Source organism: Devosia faecipullorum, from assembly GCF_015158295.1.
Taxonomy (GTDB): domain Bacteria; phylum Pseudomonadota; class Alphaproteobacteria; order Rhizobiales; family Devosiaceae; genus Devosia; species Devosia faecipullorum.
Map to the genome: position 1 here is coordinate 215,884 of NZ_JACDXV010000001.1, position 18,859 is coordinate 234,742.

17 protein-coding genes are annotated in these 18,859 nt (G+C 60.0%); 9 read left to right on the forward strand and 8 right to left on the reverse strand.

Features of this window, described 5'->3' with window-relative positions; genetic code table 11:
• Positions 1-2: 2 nt before the first annotated feature.
• The 5 genes from flhB to hflX all read left to right on the forward strand — a co-directional run bounded on the left by flhB (position 3) and on the right by hflX (position 6,791).
• Entirely contained in the window at positions 3-1,091 is a 1,089-nt protein-coding gene (flhB, locus tag H0482_RS01065; RefSeq protein WP_193728183.1) for a flagellar biosynthesis protein FlhB, read from the forward strand.
• 171 nt (positions 1,092-1,262) lie between these two features.
• Positions 1,263-3,596 carry a sensor histidine kinase NtrY-like gene (locus H0482_RS01070; RefSeq protein ID WP_193728184.1) on the forward strand — a complete coding sequence of 778 codons (2,334 nt, stop codon included), beginning with the start codon at positions 1,263-1,265 and terminating at the stop codon, positions 3,594-3,596.
• A complete protein-coding gene (ntrX, locus tag H0482_RS01075; RefSeq protein ID WP_193728185.1) occupies positions 3,597-4,979 on the forward strand; it encodes a nitrogen assimilation response regulator NtrX in 1,383 nt (460 codons plus the stop codon).
• 184 nt (positions 4,980-5,163) lie between these two features.
• The gene (gene hfq, locus H0482_RS01080) at positions 5,164-5,415 is read left to right on the forward strand and encodes an RNA chaperone Hfq (RefSeq protein ID WP_056307782.1); all 252 of its coding nucleotides are present in this window, start codon (positions 5,164-5,166) and stop codon (positions 5,413-5,415) included.
• Positions 5,416-5,423: 8 nt separating this feature from the next.
• The gene (hflX, locus tag H0482_RS01085) at positions 5,424-6,791 is read left to right on the forward strand and encodes a GTPase HflX (protein WP_193728186.1); all 1,368 of its coding nucleotides are present in this window, start codon (positions 5,424-5,426) and stop codon (positions 6,789-6,791) included.
• Here the strand turns inward: hflX and mazG are convergent.
• Positions 6,785-7,597: a nucleoside triphosphate pyrophosphohydrolase gene (gene mazG, locus H0482_RS01090; RefSeq protein WP_193728187.1), complete on the reverse strand. Its 813-nt coding sequence runs from the start codon at positions 7,595-7,597 to the stop codon at positions 6,785-6,787. The two genes, hflX and mazG, sit on opposite strands and share 7 nt — an antisense overlap.
• A 296-nt stretch (positions 7,598-7,893) precedes the next feature.
• On the opposite strand from mazG, the gene H0482_RS01095 reads away from it, so the two are divergent.
• The gene (locus H0482_RS01095) at positions 7,894-8,199 is read left to right on the forward strand and encodes an ArsR/SmtB family transcription factor (RefSeq protein ID WP_193728188.1); all 306 of its coding nucleotides are present in this window, start codon (positions 7,894-7,896) and stop codon (positions 8,197-8,199) included.
• Positions 8,200-8,205: 6 nt separating this feature from the next.
• Here H0482_RS01095 and H0482_RS01100 read toward each other — a convergent pair whose 3' ends face one another.
• From H0482_RS01100 to H0482_RS01125, 6 genes are all read right to left on the reverse strand, one after another.
• Positions 8,206-9,207 (reverse strand): hypothetical protein, encoded by a 1,002-nt coding sequence (locus tag H0482_RS01100; RefSeq protein ID WP_193728189.1) that lies wholly within the window; start codon positions 9,205-9,207, stop codon positions 8,206-8,208.
• Complete coding sequence (locus H0482_RS01105) at positions 9,204-10,292, reverse strand: AAA family ATPase (RefSeq protein ID WP_193728190.1); 1,089 nt, start codon at positions 10,290-10,292, stop codon at positions 9,204-9,206. The genes H0482_RS01100 and H0482_RS01105 overlap by 4 nt, the downstream gene beginning before the upstream one ends.
• A complete protein-coding gene (locus H0482_RS01110) occupies positions 10,289-12,565 on the reverse strand; it encodes a DDE-type integrase/transposase/recombinase (protein WP_193728191.1) in 2,277 nt (758 codons plus the stop codon). The genes H0482_RS01105 and H0482_RS01110 overlap by 4 nt, the downstream gene beginning before the upstream one ends.
• Complete coding sequence (locus H0482_RS01115) at positions 12,562-13,362, reverse strand: TnsA endonuclease N-terminal domain-containing protein (RefSeq protein ID WP_193728192.1); 801 nt, start codon at positions 13,360-13,362, stop codon at positions 12,562-12,564. The genes H0482_RS01110 and H0482_RS01115 overlap by 4 nt, the downstream gene beginning before the upstream one ends.
• A gap of 127 nt (positions 13,363-13,489) precedes the next feature.
• Complete coding sequence (locus H0482_RS01120; RefSeq protein WP_193728193.1) at positions 13,490-14,353, reverse strand: site-specific integrase; 864 nt, start codon at positions 14,351-14,353, stop codon at positions 13,490-13,492.
• 80 nt (positions 14,354-14,433) lie between these two features.
• Entirely contained in the window at positions 14,434-15,366 is a 933-nt protein-coding gene (locus H0482_RS01125; RefSeq protein WP_193728194.1) for a nucleotidyltransferase family protein, read from the reverse strand.
• A 210-nt stretch (positions 15,367-15,576) separates the two neighbouring features.
• On the opposite strand from H0482_RS01125, the gene H0482_RS01130 reads away from it, so the two are divergent.
• Genes H0482_RS01130 through H0482_RS01140 form a run of 3 tightly spaced genes read left to right on the forward strand, consistent with a single transcriptional unit; the run spans position 15,577 to position 18,106 of the window.
• A complete protein-coding gene (locus H0482_RS01130; protein WP_193728195.1) occupies positions 15,577-16,107 on the forward strand; it encodes a TIR domain-containing protein in 531 nt (176 codons plus the stop codon).
• Positions 16,108-16,115: 8 nt separating this feature from the next.
• Positions 16,116-17,291: a toll/interleukin-1 receptor domain-containing protein gene (locus H0482_RS01135; protein ID WP_193728196.1), complete on the forward strand. Its 1,176-nt coding sequence runs from the start codon at positions 16,116-16,118 to the stop codon at positions 17,289-17,291.
• Positions 17,288-18,106 (forward strand): hypothetical protein, encoded by an 819-nt coding sequence (locus tag H0482_RS01140; protein ID WP_193728197.1) that lies wholly within the window; start codon positions 17,288-17,290, stop codon positions 18,104-18,106. The genes H0482_RS01135 and H0482_RS01140 overlap by 4 nt, the downstream gene beginning before the upstream one ends.
• On the opposite strand, the gene H0482_RS01145 is transcribed toward H0482_RS01140, so the two are convergent.
• Positions 18,103-18,651: a toll/interleukin-1 receptor domain-containing protein gene (locus H0482_RS01145; protein WP_193728198.1), complete on the reverse strand. Its 549-nt coding sequence runs from the start codon at positions 18,649-18,651 to the stop codon at positions 18,103-18,105. The two genes, H0482_RS01140 and H0482_RS01145, sit on opposite strands and share 4 nt — an antisense overlap.
• Positions 18,652-18,859 lie beyond the last annotated feature (208 nt).

The window sequence follows — 18,859 nt, forward strand, 5'->3', positions numbered from 1 at the left end:
CCATGTCGTCCGAAGCGCCCGACAAAGACTCCAAAACAGAAGATCCGTCCCAGAAAAAGCTCGAGGATGCGCACAAGAAGGGTGATGTCGCCAAAAGCCAGGAGGTGACGACCTGGTTCATGTTGCTCGGCTCGGCCATCGTGTTCACCGGGCTGGCCCCATGGGTGAGCGCGAATCTGAGCGCTTCGCTAAGCCTGGTCATCATGAACGCCGACCAGTTTGATCTCAGCGGTTCGGGTTTTTCCGATTTCTTCAATGGGTTGGCACTCAATCTGCTGGCGATCGTCTTGGCGCCGCTGGCGGTGCTTTACACCTGCGGCATCGTTGCCAATCTGATTCAGCATCGACCGGTCTGGTCCGCCGAGCCGATAACACCAAAGTTCTCGAAAATCTCGCCGCTTTCCGGCGCTAAGCGCCTGTTCTCCAGCGATGCGCTGGTCAATTTCGGCAAGGGCCTGTTCAAGATCAGCGTTGTGGGCACGGTCGTGGTGGTGGTCTGCTGGCCCGAGCGCGACCGGCTCGACACCATGATGACCGCCGATCCTCTGTTCATCTTGCTCGATTTTCAGGAGATTGGCATCAAGATATTTGCCGCCACCCTGGCGATCATCACCGCCGTGGCCGCCGCCGACTATTTCTATGTGCGCCAGAAATGGTGGAAGCGACAGATGATGACCGTTCAGGAAACTCGTGAGGAATACAAACAGATGGAAGGCGATCCTCATGTAAAGGGTCGCATCCGGCAACTGCGTCAGGAGCGGTCGCGGCAGCGCATGATGGCTGCCGTACCCGACGCCACAGTGGTCATCACCAACCCTACCCACTATGCCGTCGCACTCAAATACGACAAGTCGATGAGCGCGCCGAAATGCGTGGCGAAGGGCGCCGATGCCATTGCGCTGCGAATCCGCGAACTTGCCAATGAGCATGACGTTCCCATCGTTGAAAATCCACCGCTGGCCCGCGCCCTTTTCGCCGCCGTGGACGTGGACGACACGGTGCCGACCGAGCATTTCAAGGCCGTCGCCGAAGTGATCGGGTTCGTTATGAAACTAAAGCAGGGCAGAAGCGGATCGGGTAGGGGCGCATAGCTTGACTAGGGTCTCGCTTGCCGGTGTCACATTTTGGCAACATTTGTCTTGAAGGCTTAGGCGAATTGGGTCAGGCTTCGCGTTCCATCTTTGCTCCCTCCATAGCGGGGGCAGGATTGGAAAGGTTTGGTGCTGGATCGGCACGCTGACGAAGCGGAGGAATAGGCTTTTATGACCGATCTGGTCTCGCCCACGGACGAACAGGCAGTCGGTCGCGCGGCATCAATACGGCCATGGCGTCCGCCGCTGCTGGGCTGGGAGCAGAACCGCTCCCTGCGCATCCTCGGCTTTGTGGTGGTCTCTGCCTCGGTGCTGATGTCCACAATATCGTTCCTCATCCTGTCTGGAACCACTGGCATCGAGCCTTCGGCGGTCATCTGGACCATTATCTGGATCGCCACTGGTATCCTGGTCCTGCTGGTGATCGCGCTGGTCGTCACCGAGGCCGTGCTGCTGTTGCAGGCGCGGGCGCGCCACGCTCCCGGCTCTGGACTGCAATTGCGGATGGTCACCATGTTCGCCTTTGTCGCCACGGTGCCCGCCGTGCTGGTGGCTGTGGTCGCCACGATTTCCCTCAATCAGGGGCTCGATCAATGGTTCTCGGAACGCACCCGCGCCATGGTGGAAAGCTCGCGGCTCGTCGCCCGATCCTACATGCTCGAACATGCCCAGGTGCTGCGCGACGACATCATCTGGGTCGCGACCGAACTGGAGCAGGCGCACAGTACTTTCGAGAGCGATCCCGCCCGCTTCGAGCGCATCCTTACAGCTCTTGCGGTGACCCGTTCGCTGCCCTTCACATCGCTGATCGACCAGAACGGCAATACGCTGATCCGGGCCCAGATCAACGTCGCCGGCGCCTATCCACGCCTGCCTGACGGCATCACGCAAGGGGTCATCGAAGGAGTGCCAACCGCCATCGCGCCGGGTTCGACAAATCTGGTCGGCTCTGTGGTCAAGCTGCGCGGCTATACCGAAACCTATCTGTTCGTCGCCCGGCCGGTGGAAGCGGAAGTGCTTCAATATATGCGGCTAACCGATGAGAATATAACGGAATACCGAGAATATGCGTCGAACCGCCTGGTGTTCCAGATCACCTTTACCATCATGTATGTCGGCCTCGCCGTGGTGTTGCTTCTGGCGGCGTTGTGGATCGGCATCGCGCTGGCCAATCGATTCGTCGATCCCATCCGCAACCTCATGATCGCCTCGCGGCGCGTCAGCGGCGGCGACCTTGACGTGCAAGTGCCGGTGCAGGAGGGCAGGGGCGACCTGCGCGATCTCAGCAACGGCTTCAACCGCATGACGCAGCAGCTCAAGACGCAGCGCGAGGAATTGCTCAAGGCCAATGAGGTGAACGAGAAGCGGCGCCAATTCACTGAGGCGGTGGTGGAGGGCGTGTCGGCCGGCATTATCGGCCTCGATCCCTTTGGCGCCATCACCCTCGTTAATGCGCGCGCCTGCGAAATGCTGGGAAAGACCGAGATCGAGCTCATGGGCGAGCGCATGGAGGCCATCCTGCCCGAAATCGGCCCAACGATGGAAAAAACCCGTTCTGCCCGCCGGGGGCAGGTGCGCGATCAGATCCAGCTCGGCAACGAAACCAATCGCCGCATCTATCAGGTGCAACTGACGCGCGAGGGCTCGATCACCGAATCGAAGGGCTATGTACTGACATTCGACGACATCACCGACCTCGAATCCGCGCAGCGCACCAGCGCCTGGGCTGACGTGGCGCGACGCATTGCCCATGAGATCAAGAACCCTTTGACGCCCATCCAATTGTCGGCGGAACGCCTGCGCCGCCGCTACGGCAACAAGCTGGACGATGACCGCGAAGTTTTCGACAAATGTATCAACACGATCGTGCGGCAGGTGGGAGATATCGGCCGCATGGTCGATGAATTCTCCGCCTTTGCCCGCATGCCGGAATCAGCGCCGGAGACGGCCGACCTGAGCGATACGATCCGCCAGGCGGTGTTCCTTGAAAGTGTGCGCCTCCCAGAGGTCAATATTGTCACGCTCCTGCCTGAGGAGGCGATCCACGCCTGGTTCGACAACCGCCTCGTGTCGCAGGTTCTGACCAACCTGATAAAAAACGCCGTCGAAGCATTCGAGGGCATTTCTCTCTCCGATGGCTGGCAGCCGACGATCACAGTCGAAGCCCATATCGAAGACAACCACGCCCGCATTGCGGTTTCCGACAATGGCAAGGGCTGGCCTGGCGACAATCGCCAGCGCCTGCTCGAGCCTTATATGACGACCCGAGAGAAAGGCACCGGCCTGGGGCTGGCCATTGTCGCGAGGATCATCGAGCAACACGGCGGTATCGTCGAACTCATCGACGCCGAACCGGATCCACAGGGTCGGGTCGGGGCATGCGTTACTTTCACCCTTCCTTTGCATTCACCTGCAAAGTCCACCAGCGCGGGCGATTCTGCATCGGCAGAAGCAATTCCGTCCCAACAGGAGGAGTCGCGGGCTGCCGCGATTGTTCATAAATAAATGGCTTTGGATATTTTGATTATCGACGACGAGGATGACATCCGCGACCTGATCGCGGGCATCCTTGAGGATGAGGGCTTCGAAACGCGGCAGGCTCAAGACGCCGATAGCGGTCTCAACGAGATTGCGCGGCGCCGTCCGAGCCTGGTGTTTCTCGACATCTGGATGCAGGGCTCACGCCTCGATGGGCTGCAATTGCTCGACGTGTTCCAGAGCCAGCATCCCGACATGCCGGTGGTGATGATCTCCGGCCACGGCAACGTCGAGACCGCCGTCTCCGCCATTCGCCGTGGCGCTTATGATTATATCGAGAAGCCATTCAAGATCGACCGGCTGCTGCACATCACTCAGCGGGCCATGGAGGCTACGCGCCTGCGCACCGAAGTGGCGGAACTTAAGGAACGCTCGGCCAGCAAAAGCGTGGACATGGCGGGAAATTCCCCGGCCCTCCAGCAGGTCAGGGCGATCATCGACAAGTCCGCGCCGACCAATTCTCGGATATTCGTCTCCGGTCCCTCGGGCGCCGGCAAAGGCCTCGTGGCCCGCCTCATTCACCAACGCAGCCCGCGCACCAATGCGCCCTTTGTGGAAATCAACGCCTCGCTCTACGCGCCCGATGAAGTTCCAGTCGTGCTCTTCGGTCGTGAGGCCAGGGAAAAGAACGGCCTGCTCAAGGTGGAGGTCGGCGCCCTGGAACGTGCCCATGGCGGCACGCTCTACCTCTCCGAAGTGACGACGCTGCCCCAGCAGGTGCAGACGACGCTGCTCCGCACTCTGGTGGAAAACCGCTTTCACCGCGTAGGCGGTTCCCAGGCCGTGCCCATCGATGTCCGCATTATCGCTTCGAGTTCTCAGAACGTCGCCGCACAGATCGAGGCCGGTGAATTCCGTTCCGATCTTTTCCACCGGCTTTCCATCGTTCCGCTGCCGCTCACGCCTCTGCGCGACCGCCGGGAAGACGTGCCGCCGCTGGTCTCGGTATTCATCGACCAGGTCTGCCGCATGCACAATCTGCAGCGGCTGACCATCGGCGACGACGCCATGGCGGTCTTGCAGGCCCAGGAATGGCCGGGCAATGCGCGCCAACTGCGAAATTCCATCGAACGCCTGCTCATCTTGATGAAGGATCAGCAGCCCGAAGACGGTGTTATCACCGCCACCATGTTGCCGTCCGATATCGGCGAAGTGCTGCCCACGGTCGGGGACACGGACGCGTCGGCGCATCTGATGAGCCTGCCGCTGCGCGAGGCTCGCGAAGTGTTCGAGCGGCAATATCTGCTGGCACAGATCGAGCGATTTGGCGGCAATATCTCCAGGACTGCCGAATTCGTGGGCATGGAACGCAGCGCGCTACATCGCAAGATCAAGTCGCTGGGACTCTAGGCGGCGCAGAAATACCTTGGTGCCATGCGTTTGCGGCGGGTAGGCAGGTTCACGCTTCTGTGCCATAGTGCCGAACGCTTGATAATTCCGGACCTTAGGGACTGTGCGGCAGTCCGTAAGCGCCGGGCGCAAGTGATTGCGACGACAACAGCGACAATCAATGCCGCGGCAAAAGAGGCCACAAATGGCTAGCGAAAAGCAGCAAAACCTGCAGGATTCCTTTCTCAATCACGTCAGGAAGCAGAAGGTTCCGGTCACCATCTTTCTGGTCAACGGCGTCAAGCTGCAGGGTGTAATCACCTGGTTCGACAATTTCTGCCTGTTGCTGCGCCGCGATGCGCAGTCGCAACTGGTCTATAAGCACGCCATTTCCACCATCATGCCCGGCGCGCCGATCCAGTTGTTCGATCCCGAGCAAAACAACGACCACGACTGACGGTTTTCATGGGCGAATATGACGAGGATGGGGGCGCCGTCCCGGGCGGTCCCAAGCCCTATATCGATCGGCAATCCATGCCGACGAGGACCGGGCTCGTCTGTCCTGATGTTCGCGGAAACTCTTCGCGTCACGACATAGACTCCCGCCTGTCCGAGTTTGAAGGACTGGCCGGTGCCATTCGGCTGGACGTAATCTTTTCCGAAATCCTGAAAGTGCGCGAGGTCAAGCCCGCCACCTATCTGGGCGCGGGCCATGTCGAAACCCTTGCTGACCGAGTCAAAGCGGACGATATCGAGCTCCTCCTGGTCGATGCTGCGCTTTCACCCATCCAGCAGCGTAATCTCGAACGAGAAATCGGCGTCAAGGTGCTCGATCGCACGGCGCTCATTCTCGAAATTTTCGGCGAGCGGGCGGCAACGCGCGAAGGCGTTCTGCAGGTCGAACTGGCCCATCTCAACTATCAGAAGGGGCGCCTGGTGCGCTCCTGGACCCACCTGGAGCGCCAGCGCGGCAGCGGCGGCATGGGCTTCATGGGCGGTCCGGGCGAAACCCAGATCGAAAGCGACCGCCGCCAGATTGGCGACCGTATTGCCTTGTTGGAAGACCGGCTCGAAAAGGTCAAAAAGACCCGCGCCCAGCAGCGCCGGCAACGGACGCGGGCGCAAATTCCAGTCGTCGCGCTGGTCGGCTATACAAATGCCGGAAAATCCAGCCTTTTCAACAGACTGACGGGAGCAGGGGTGTTTGCCGAAGATTTGCTCTTCGCCACGCTCGATACCACGGTGCGCAAGATCGAACTGCCCCATGGCCGCGAAGTGATGCTGAGCGATACGGTGGGTTTCGTCGCTGATCTGCCACATGACCTCGTCGCCGCCTTCCGCGCCACGCTGGAAGAAGTTATCGACGCCGACATCGTCCTGCATGTCCGCGACATTGCCAATCCCGACCACGCGGCACAGGCCCAGGACGTTCTGGGCGTGCTCGAGGAACTGGGCGTGTCGTCTGAAACCACCACCATGATCGAGGTCTGGAACAAGGTCGATCTTCTGGAAGATGCCACCCTGACGATCGCCGCGGCGGTGCCGGCCGGCAAAGTCATGGCCGCAATCCCGGTCTCAGCCCATACCGGGCAGGGCATACCCGCACTGCTGCTGGACATCGAAAAGGCGCTAGGCGAACAAAGCCGGACCTATCACGTCCATGTTCCGCACACGGCAGGGAGCGATATCGGCTGGCTCCACAGCCATGCCGAAGTAATTTCGCGGCAGGAGCCGACCGAGCATGGGTCCGATTTCGTGGTAAGGATCGATCCCCGGCACCGGACGGAATTCCTGGAACGGTTCAACGGCCGGATCGCCGCGACCGATCACTGATCCTTGTCGCGCATCCGTATTTCGTTCCAATAGCGATCCAGCCGCTCAAGCCCGGCCATTGCCGGCTCGATATTATCCTCGCGACATCGCGCCTCGACGTGATGGAACCGGCGGGTAAATTTGCTATTGGCATCCCGCAATGCTGCCTCCGGGTCGAACCCAGCCTTGCGAGCCAGGTTTGCGACCGCGAACAGCAGATCGCCGATTTCCTCGCGCAGCGCCGCCTCATCGCCTTGAGCCTCAGCTTCGGCAGCTTCCGCCAATTCTTCGCTAACCTTGGCACGGACGGACGTCAGATCGGGCCAATCGAACCCCACCTTGGCGGCGCGCTTGGTCAGCTTTTCAGCGCGGGCAAGGGCAGGGAGCACTTGCGGCACGTCGTCGAGCAGCGACGGTTCCGCTTCGCCTTTGCGCTCGGCCTTGGCGGCCCGTTCACGCACCTTGATCGCTTCCCAGCGCTCCTGCGCATCAACGGCGCCATCGGCCACCACATCGCCGAACACATGCGGATGCCGGCGGATCAGTTTCTCGGTGATGGCATAGACGACGTCGCCAATGTCGAAATGACCGGCTTCCTTGGCCATCTGCGCGTGATAGATCGGCTGCAACAAGAGGTCGCCAAGTTCTTCGCGGAGATCGGAGAAATCCTCGCGCTCAATCGCGTCGGCGACCTCATATGCTTCCTCGATCGTGTAGTGGCGGATCGAACGAAAATCCTGCTCCAGGTCCCAAGGACAACCACCATTCGGATTGCGGAGCGCCGCCATGATTTCGATGAGGCGGGAAATATCGCGGGAAGGCTGCATGGGAATCGTCCTGTGAATCGCTGCGGACACTGTAGCAAAACGCAGGGGGAGATGCTGAAGGCCGATGTCGCACCGGACTGAATCTGGCACTGGGGTCTATGCTAAATCCCACGAGACCGGGCCCGCTCTGATGGGCCAATTTGGCACTACCGCAGCCTAGTCTGGCACTGCGCGGAGACCTGCGGTCAGATTTTGGCACTACGCGGAGAATCAACGCGTGGCAGAACGAGAACACTTTAATCAAATGCTGAGGGGATTGATGCAGGCTACGTGCTTTCTGCACAGGTAGCTCTCTCATGTTCAATTCGGAATTCCCGGCGCCGCTGCCGAATGACCCCGACTATGTCTATGAGAATGCCGCTTTCCTTGCCTTGGGGCACCCGCCCAGCCGGCGCATCCTGGAATTGCTACGCGTACAGCCGCGAACGGCGTTCGAACTCAGTCCGCACGTGTCCGGGCATATCCACGCCACTGATCGCTGGCTTCGAGATCTCGAGGCAACGGGTTTCGTGTCATCGACCGTCGTAGCCAAGAGCAAGGTCTATCGTCTCGAAGGCAATGCCATGGAGCGCGTCAGGACATGGCTGGCGGGTTTCGACTGACCGGTCTCAAATATCGACGTATTGGGCAGGCCTGCCTGTCGAGGGGGGCTTGCCCCTATCCTTGATGGCGAGGCGCATCAGCTCGATAGCTTGCGGCAAGATGGACTTCTTGAGCTCACCCACCTGCAACGTCTTCACCAGGTGGGGCAAGACTAGAAGGGCCTTTTCGTCCGTTTCCCACGATTGCCGTGCCGTCAGGATCACCAGCTCGGACATTGCCTGCGGCCACTGCTGGGCAACACGCAGTCCGACGACCGCGTTCAGAAAGCTGGAAGACGTCCCGGTTCTCCGCAGCATTCCGTCCAGCTGGGCGCACCATCCCAACACCTTCACCTGCTGCTCAAGCGTCAGATCACCGAACGGGGGCGGAAGATCCAGAGGTTGGCCGGCAAGTGCCTTCTCGCCTAACCCCAGCGGACCTGCCAGGGTCCGTGTCGCTTGTAACGTCTCCCCGTCCGCGTATGCCTGGCGCGCTTGGCGCAGATCGAAGCGGCAGGAATGACAGAAGGCAACTTCCGTTGCTTCCCACCTGAGCTGTTCGACACAGCGGGGACAGCGGGTAACCAGCATCTCGCCGGTCTCGATATCGCAAGGCAGCGCGGGGAATCGCCATGCCAATCGTACATACGGGTCGTCTCCATCGGCAAGGAGCTTTCCCGGCGCGATGCGCTTCTGCGTTCCTATCCAGGCCTGATGCATCTTCACGCCCCGGAACAACCCTCGGTGCCGAATATCACCAGGCGCTTCGCTTGTCCCGCCGATCGCATTCGCTAGCAGGTCTTCCAAGGGATTTCCGGATAAGATCGCCAAGCGCGTCACGGCGGTGAGGTTGAAGGGGAGATGGGCCGGATCGAGTTCTTTCTGCCCAAGATACCTGACCACGAAATCACGAACCGACATGGCACCCATCGCCGCCATGCGCGCGACGAGAGAGCAAATGTCCTCATCGTGGTAAAACACAGCGGGTGTGCGCCATGGCTCCAGGAATACGTCAGGCTCCATCGTCATCCGGCAATCTTACTCGCACGCTGTCGCCTGCGCTTGGTGACCGCCGGTATCTCGAAAGGCTCTACCTGTTCCTCCGCCTGATTGCGTGGCACGGTCGGGAGGTCACCCTTATGATCGAAAGGGTTTATGCCGTGCATTCTGCTCTCCTGCAGGAACGTCATGTCGAACGCCTGCTTGAGATGTGCGATTTCCAAGGTCACCGGCATGACGTCCTTCTTGGCCTGGAACGCAAATATCGTCGCCTTCTCGACCAGCTTGGACAGTCGCCCCGGACGCCCCCGGGTGGCGAAGAAGAACGCATCGTCGAGCTTCGGGTTGGATAGCGGGGTAGTCAAGAAGGGCATCTCCACGTCGAACTCACGGAGGAACTTGCGGAATGCGGCCCGGTCAGCGGCTGTCTTGTGGGCGAACGGTTCGATCTCGATGAAACTGTCTTTTCGGTCGCGGATGGTCGGGTGGCTATCCATAAGCAGCTGGAGGTCGGGGCTGCCTGCGACGACCACCCGGAACAGGCGTGCGTTCTCCAGAGAAAGCAACCAGTTGGCGAACTTCTCCGCGGCGGCACCCGTGCCTCGGGCGATCATCTTCTGGCCTTCGTCGATGATGAACATGTCGATCTTGGCCTTGCCGAAGAAGTGGATCACCTTCTCGCTTGCCTGGTTTTCCCTCACCGTCAGCCGGTACTGGAAGAGGTCGGCCAGCATGGATATCGATGCTTGCAAGGGAGTGGCGCCGTTGGTGCAGTCGAGGAAAACAATGCGATTGCCGTTTCCCTCAAGATAGACCGAGCTCGTGGACCTGCCGTTCGGCATGGGCTTGCCGATTTTGTCCCGAATGAAGCGGCGCAACGTCTGGGTCTTTCCGCAGCGGCTGTTGCCTATGATGAACGACGTGCTCCCTTCGTGAAGCCGCAGTGCGTAATCCCAAGAAAAATCCAGTGCCTGCCGCGCCTTCACCACCTGGCGGTGAAGGATATAGATCTGGTTGATGCGCTTGAGCCGCCGGTCGATATCCCAGGTGGACATTTCGCCCTTGGTCGGCCCGGTCTTCTTGACCGCGTCGTCGGACGCATTTTCGCTCGTCATTGCTCGTCCTCGTCATAAGCGGCGGCACCCCAGTCGGCTTCACTCCCAGCACCGCTGTCCTGCTCGCTTGACGTCTGCGTTTCGGGCTCCGGAACTGTCGTGTCTTCCAGATCTGCAAGGCTATTTTCCTTGCCACCGCCCGCCGCAAATTCCGCGAGCAGATCGTATCGGTCCATGGTCTCCCGAACCCTGGCCATTGCAGGCTGCGCTGCGCCTGCCAGATAGACACCGGTGAACCTGGGTGCCTGGCCTCCGGTCAAGGTGACCTTGCCGCCATCGCCATCCGTATCCATTCCCATCGCCACCATGGCGTTGCGGAACAGGGTAAGGAAGCCGATTTCATAGTCGGCGGCATTGGTAGCAAGACGCTTCTTGGAGCGGAGCCAGTCGCATACCGCCTGATGCTGCCACATGGTCCGTCCATGGGAATGCGGGTTGGTGGCCGGCACGACGATCTCGCCGCCGTCCGGGAAGCCGGGAGTGTTCCTGGGAACGGCCACGTATGCCTTGCCGATGTCGAGCAGGGGAATGCGAACGGTGACCGGCGTCGGGCCATTGGTGCGCTGGCCGGACAGTCCACCGAAACGGCGGAGCTTCTGCAGCTCGGTAGACTGATAGAAGAGGTTCTTCCAGCGGATGCCATCACGCGTCGCGTTGAGATCCAGCTCCAAGGTCGTGACGACATCCCAACGCGACTTCTCATAGGTCGTCAGCGGGCGCGGACGGTGCGACGGGCTGCTCGCGCCGCGAACCCATCGCTGTTCCGGAGTGTCCCAGTCGAGACCCTCCTGCGGTCGGCGGGCGAGCACTTCGATCAGGTACTGATGGAACAGCATCTGGAAGTCATCGAGATTGACGGCGGCCTCGCGCTGCGGGCGGCGATCGCCCTTCTCGCCGATGTTGGCGCCCATGGAGCCCTTGAGCCAATGGACGAAGTCGCGTTCGATCGTGCCGAAGTGGCGCTCGACATAAGGCTTGCTGTTCGGTCGACCGGGAATTGCCAACTCAAAGCCGACGCCGATACGGGCCAGGTTCTGCTGGAGCTGCAGGCTGACGAACTCCTTGGCATTGTCGTAACGAACCTTGACCGGCTTGCCGAAGCCCAGGAGATCGCCCTTGATGTCCGGCCAACGCTCGGACACGTAGGTCTTGGGGCGGACCGCATGGTCGATACACATGACGGCGGGGATTAGCCCGCCCGGCTCGAAGGTAATGGCGAATCCAAGCGGATATCCCGAGTGCACATCAAGTGCCAAGCAAACCCAGAAGCGGTCGAGACCGCCCTTGGCGAGCTCAAGACCGAGGTCGGTCTGGCCCAGGTCACCGGTGACCGGATGCAGGTCGAACTTGTGGTGGTCGATCTCGACCAAGTCGAGGATACGCTCCGGACGCGGCAGCTTGCCGATGGCGCCATATTCGAGATCTGCGGCGGCGACACCCTTTTCACGCGCCAGGCGAATCCAGGCATCGTAGCGGCGGTACTGGTCCTGGACCGTGGAGATCGACGGGTAAGGCAGGGACGTTCCGTGTTCGAGATTATGGGCGTCGATGGCGGCCTTGACCATGATGAGGATCTTCGTGGGTCCGAACTTGTGGGAGACCCCGACCATCACGCGGATCTTGGCCGCGATGATCTCATATACGGTGCGCGGGATTACATGGGGCCGTGGCGTCACCGAATTGCCGTGCAGCAACCCGGACTCCTGTAGCCCGAGCGCTTCTTCCTTCGCGATCCAGCGGAGCACGGTGCGCGGCGAGACCTTCCTGGGCAGGATCACGCCTTCCGTCCCGGCTTCCCCGTTGGCAACATCGGTGAGGACCGACTTGATGACTTCGGCGGCGTTATCCTCGTTGCGGGGGAAGACGCCTCCCTTTTCGCCGAGCAGCTGCCTGTACTTGGCGACGAACAGGAACTTGCCCTTCGCCTTTAGGCGGCCCTCTTGAGGGAATGCGTTGAAGGCGACCTTGATGCGGTCACGATGCTCCTGCTCTGCGCCGTCATCACGGAACACCGGGCCCGAACGACCCGGGCGGAAATAGCGATCCGCCGCCATCAGGTTCAACAGTTCGACGGTGCCGTAACGCTCCTCGCGGTTTTCGCCGCCGTTCCAGAATACGTGGGGCCCGTGCGGCACCTTGAGCAGGAACTTGTGCGACACGTCGTCGATCATGACGATGTCGTTTTCGCGCAGGTCGTCCGCCATCAGGTCGTCGAGCGTGGAATGGTGGACCGGGACTTCGCCGCCTGCGCGGTCGGTACTGAGGTCGTTCATCGGGCGGCCTCCAGCAGCGTTACCGGCGTGTCGTCGCCGATCGTTTCATGCAGGTCGATCGACACCAGGCGCTCGGGCATCCGGGCCAGCACGTCGCCCCTGGGGAATTCGGAGGCTTCCAGCTGCATGCAGCAATCGGCCATGCTGGCAGTGTGTCCGGGAGCCGCCGCCAGAAACGAGACAAGGCGCGCCAGGTCGGCAGGCTCCAACGGGCGACCGGCATTGGCCACGATCTCGTCGACGGTCGCGCGGCTGGCCAGGGCATCGAGATCGCGCTCGGTGAAGAGCTGCCAGTCGATCCCGCAGTCGCGGTAAGCCATTGCCACCAGCGCCAGACGGCGACGCGTCTTTTCGGCCTTCGCGAAGCGGTACCAGCCGGCTTCATCATGGTCGCTGTCTGGCCGGGGCGGGCGGATGTCGTCATAGAACTTGTATTCGACGCGCAGTTCTCGGCTGCCGAACCGGATCAGGAAATCGGGGGTATAGCGCACCGGGCGCCTCTCGCCTTCGACCTGGAAACGGATCTGCTCGGGCTGGCCGAAGTACGCGGTGACGTCGGGATGCACCTCGAGGACGCGAGCACAATGCTCCTCGCCCGAGGATTCGTGGGCGACATGGGCTCGGTTCTTCCAGCTCCAGAAGGCACCGACCTTACCGGCACGACGACCCGTGATGATCCGGCGAACCGGCTCGTTGCCGGGCAGGCGAAACCGTTGGATACCGGGAGCGAGCTGCTCCCAGTTCTCGGCCAACGTTTCGACCTGCTCGTTTTCCCAGCTGTTATTCTGACTGACCATGGCTGACGTCCCTGTGCTGCGGACTCTGCGGCCCTCGAGCGGATGAACAATGAGGCGGCAAGGGTTTACGGGATCCTCACGCCAATGCCGGTGGAGGGGTGGATCTGTCGTGGTGGTTTCCGAGGCGTTATCCGTCGCGCAGGTGCACCAGGACCGTTTCGGCCACGATGCCCATCTGTTCGGCGATCAGGTCGACTGGCATCCCGGAGGCGGCGAGCTCGCGGATACGGTTGCGACGGAAGGCTCCGGCGACGACGTATTCGGGCAAATCCGCCATGGCGCGCCGCCGGCGCAGCATCTGCTGCAGGGAGCGAGACGACATCCGTCCACCCTCGAGATTTCGCCAGAGCGGTCCTCCGTCCTCGAACGGATAAGGGCATTGCTCGCGATAGGCGTCGATCGCGGCCATGGCCCGTTCGGTCAGCTCCACCAGGCGAAGCCTGCAGTCGGTCCGGTAAATCAGCATGAGACGCCCGGCCAGGTGCTCGCAGCTCCCGTTGGAGAGCTCGCCGGTGGTCAGGCCGCGCTCGAGCACCAGCGTCAGGATCGCTTCGTCACGGAGCGAAACCCAGTCGCGGGCACCACCGCTGGAGGACAGCAGGATCTCGAGGTTTTCAAGGTGCACCGGCGGGGCCACAGGGACGTCGATTTTCGGAAAGGTCGCGGACAGCAGATGACCGGTGGCACCTGTGCTCGCCGCCAGCCAAAGCGAATACCTCCGCAGCGAGACAAGGCGCCGCCGGGCCGTCGAGGGTGCCTCCGCCGACCATTGCGCCACCAGTGCCTCCAGATCCGCAGTTCCGAGGTTCAGCAGATCGGTCGGTGTCACGTCGGGTGTCGCCGAGCTCTGCAGTGCAGCGGCGATCTGCCGGATATCGCGCAGATAGCAGTCCACCGTCGAGCTGGACTTGTCCCCGAGGTGCTCCGCCCATAGCGAAAGCGAGGCGGACAGGGGCCGGGAATTGGTTGTTTCGGTATCGAATGAGGGCATTTCGTACCTCCGTTACGGCAATAGGGTTCCGCACCGCCGGCAGGGTGGCCGCGGCCGAGTTCATGGCTGCTTGGATTTTCCTAGATACGGGGGCCGAGGCCGCCTATCCGGTCAGCAATCGCGGGAAATTTCTCGAGTTCGTGCTCCTCCACGACGAAGTCGCCGTTGCGGGTGGCCAGTTCGGCCAGGGCAGGGCCGACATCGGCCTCGGGATCGCCGATGCAGGCCATCATCGCCATGGTGATCGGATCCGGCACCGAAATCGGCACGGGGCGCCCGGACCGGTCGAACGTAAAGGTCGCGATATGGTCGTCGGCCAACCGGGCCTCGACGCATTCGACCTGATCGTCGTCGCCATTCCTGGCCAGGCCGCGCAGAAGCCGCGATCGCGTCATGACGGCGAACTCGATGTCGCCGAATGCCAGATCGACCATGCCTGATCGGCTCTCCTCGATCGAAACCCCAGGCAGCGCGCCCGACAATTCGCCATAGAAGTCGTCGGCAATGGCGTCGTCGAGCAGCATGAAGTGCAGGGCAGGGGCCTCGGACACGGACAATTCGTGCGCGAACATCGTTTCGTAGCCATGTAACGCGAGCGAGCTCGTCATCACTAGGTGAGCTGCCATCCCGGTGCTGTCCAGCACCGTCAGGAACTCGCCGGTCGCCCGCGGCAGCCGACCGAGGCGCAATGCCTTGGACACCCGCGCCTGGGTGGCGACGGCGTCCTCTAGCGGCGGCAAGTCCAACTTCACCAGGGCCCGACGCTCCATGAAGCGCGCGTGGACCGCTTCGGTCTCTGCCGTTCGTGGGCCCAATGACGTGGAGCGCTTCTTCTTGGTCACCGGATCGGGTGCGTAGCGGTACAGGTATTCCCTTCCACGGATCGTCTTCCACTGCATGCCACCGACCAGGTCGCGGCTTTCGGCCATGAGCGGGGCGTACCGCGCCCACAGGTTCTGGACCTCGCGGACGTGGCGCTTCTGCTCTGCGGAATAGGGTTCGATGTCCATCATGCATCCTGCATATCACACGAATGCACAAATTGGTAGTAATTTATCTCTTACAAGGCGCGGAGGAGAATTTTCTTAGGCCCGTAACCAGGTGAGCTGCGCGTTTCCCTGAAATGTATTGCTTAATTCTTACTCAAACCCGATCTTAGGCGTCTGATGTGTCGGGAAGGCTACTGCAGCCTGATATGAGTTTCGAGGGTTAGGGGCTACTACATGAGCGGACTGGGGCTGTCGCTGCTCGACTTAAGCATTCGAAGGAAGGTGTTCGTGAGCTATCATCATGGTGGTGATCAAGCGTACTACGACGTTTTCACAACTACGTTTCACGACAACTATCAATTGATCTCGGACACTTCTTTGGAGCGACGGGTAGACAGCGACGATCCGCAATACGTTATGCGCCGCATTCGTGAAGACTACATAACTGGCAGTTCTTGCACGATCGTATTGGTGGGTTCTAACACGGCAGGCCGCAAGTATGTGGATTGGGAGATCGACGCATCGCTGCAAAAGGCCCATGGCCTCATAGGTGTCCAACTTCCATCATTGCCGGTTTCGGCAAATGGGATAGTCCAGGTGCCCCCGCGCCTAAACGACAACATCAAGTCTGGATATGCTGTTTGGGTTCACTGGTCGCACATCACCTCAAACGAGACAGCGTTACGCCACTGCATCGAACAGGCAAACGCAGCCAGTGCGCTTTTAATCGATAACACCCGTGAACGCCGATACCGTAACGCGTAGGCAACCAAATGTCCGCACCCACTCGACCATTTCTAGTCGTTTACATTGTTTGGCACCCGGCATTTGAACAGGGCAGGGAACTTGCCCGACACCTGTTCGAGCATTACCGCCGCGAACATTATGGGAATGTGGCCGGCGGAGCAGGGCTTAGCGTTCTCTATAGATTTGAAGCAGACGCCAGTACCGGCGTTCCGATAGCGATAGACTTGAATGAAGGTGATACGACCGCTGTCGTCGTCCTTTTCGACGAACATTTTGCGGGTGACGCTGCGTATATGGGATGGCTCAAGCAGGTTGAACAATCCTGTGACGAGGCTGGGCTATCTGCCCGAGTGTTTCCCGTTGCTATGGATGCTTCGCTGGTGCGCGTTGGCATCGAAGAACAGGGAACTCGCTGGGACAAATGGGACGGCCTTGAGCAGGGGGCCAAGCAGCAGAAACTGACCTCCGACCTGACCTACCAATTCAGTCGCATGCTCCGAACCTATCTCGAAGGCCTTAAACGTCCACAGGATGACGAAGAGGCTCTGCAAAGCTACCTAAAGAAAGTTCAAATTTTCCTTAGCCATTCCAAACGAGACAATGATGGTCAGAGGATCGCTAAGGCGATCCGCGCGGCCTTATTCGAAAACGGCGGTCTCTCTTCTTTCTTTGACGTGATCGATATTCCGACAGGAATTAAGTTTAGTCGCGCGCTGCTTGCCCAAGTACGCGTCAGCGCGGTCGTAGCGATCCATACCGACAGTTTTTCTTCGAGGGAGTGGTGTAGACGCGAGATCATCGAGGCTAAGATTCACAACGTTCCGCTGGTCGTGGCAAATTGCATCTCTGATGTGGACGAACGCGGGTTTCCTTACATGGGAAACGTGCCTGTGGTGCGCATGGACCCAATCGCTGTCGATCGTATCGATTTCGTGGTCGGGCGATTGCTGGATGAAGTGCTGAAGGATTTTCTTTGGCGCTGCCGGGTGCTGTTGGCTGGGGATGGCGCTGTCTTTCTACCGCGTCCACCTGAACTAATATCCCTCGCTGGCCTAGCCCAGCACGCCGACGCCGCTGTCACCCTGGTATATCCAGATCCACCAATCGGGTCTGAAGAACAGCGCCTGTTCGAACTGATTGCCCCGCGAGTGGTTTTAAGAAGTTTGACGGAGTGGATCGCACAGTCGGGATTGAAGCCATGACCTATAAAGAACCGCTCAGTCAGATGGCCGTCGCAATATCGATTTCCGAAAGCGACGACCTGTCGCAACTTGGCTTGGCAGAGGAACACTTACACGACGCGATGGCGGAGATGGCCGGGCACTTTCTGGCTATGGGCGCGCGGCTGGTGTACGGCGGAGACCTGCGAGCCAACGGTTTTACTGAACTTCTGTATGAACTGGTTGCAAGGCACAGAAGGGACGCTGACATCGGGGATAAACGACCTGCAGTCATTAGCTATCTCTCTTGGCCAGTGCATTCCATGAAATCAGCCAAAGAACTTGTCGAACTGAGGGACGAGCTTCAGGGTGTCGGCGAACTGCATTGCCTAGACGAGAACGGTATGGACATTGCGATGGATAACCTCGCGACTGACCCATCGCCGTCGGCAAGCGAACGCGTATGGTCCGACAGTTTAACGGCGATGCGCAATGTGATGACGAAGGCAAGCGATGCACGCGTCGTGGTCGGTGGGCGCGTGACCAAGTTCAAGGGTAGGATGCCAGGCATCGCTGAGGAGACTGTGGTCTCACTGGACGCAAAGCAGCCAGTTTATCTAATGGGCGGCTTCGGTGGATGTGCACGTGATATTGCGGTCGACATGGGGGTGATGGACCAGGATAGAAAAGCATTGGAATGGCCCGGGCGCAGGCAGTTCGATGCTTTCAACATCTCCGACTTTAACAACGGGCTACAACCAGAGGAAATCAAGACTCTGGCTCGGACCGTCCACGTAGATGAGGCGATAGCTCTCATTCTTCGCGGTTTACTTCGGCTTTCCAGGTTAGAATCTTAGCGTCGCAACCACTCTGACAGGGTAACCGCAGTGTTAGTGGCGGAGTCCCTCACAATCCAAAGAAAGCCACTGTGCCCCTGGAGGTCGCCCCACACCACCTTGGGATACAGTCCCATATATTCCCATTCTGGCCAGGTATCCGATCCTGAATCGACGGCAGGGAAGATCGCAATACGATCAAGTCCCTTTTTCCCGTCTGCGATGCCAAGCTCCCACGGCACCCAGTTACTGTTCTTGCTGTTTTCCGAGGCTAGAAGAATAAAACGTCCGCACTGGCCAATACGGTCCTTCAGTGTTTTAGCGGTCTCTTTTGATGTGTAGGGTGGGAGGGTGGGATCCTTCTTGTCGAGATACGCTACGCCACCGTGCCCCTCGATCACACGCAGTGCGCCGACAACCAGATCCTCATCTTTGCTGGAATGGGAAAGAAACGTCGCGTTGGAAGGCTGCCGCTGCTGCGCACTTCTCTTGATTGTCGTCTGCTCATTCAAGGGCAGTTCGTTGGCAAAACGCCTGAAGGTTTCCTTGGTTGTGTAATTGAACATGTCTGACGCTTCCCACGGGGTACCGGCGCTAGGTTAGGGCGCCTCGTGGCTAGCCACAACTGCAGGCTATGAGCTCCCAGTGCCAAATTGGATTGTGGCCAGTGTCAAATTGGATTGCGTACGACAGCCGATTACCACGCCGGCAAATCCATGTATCACTGATTCGCATAATATATATTATGGAACATTTATGTGTAAGAATTTGCAG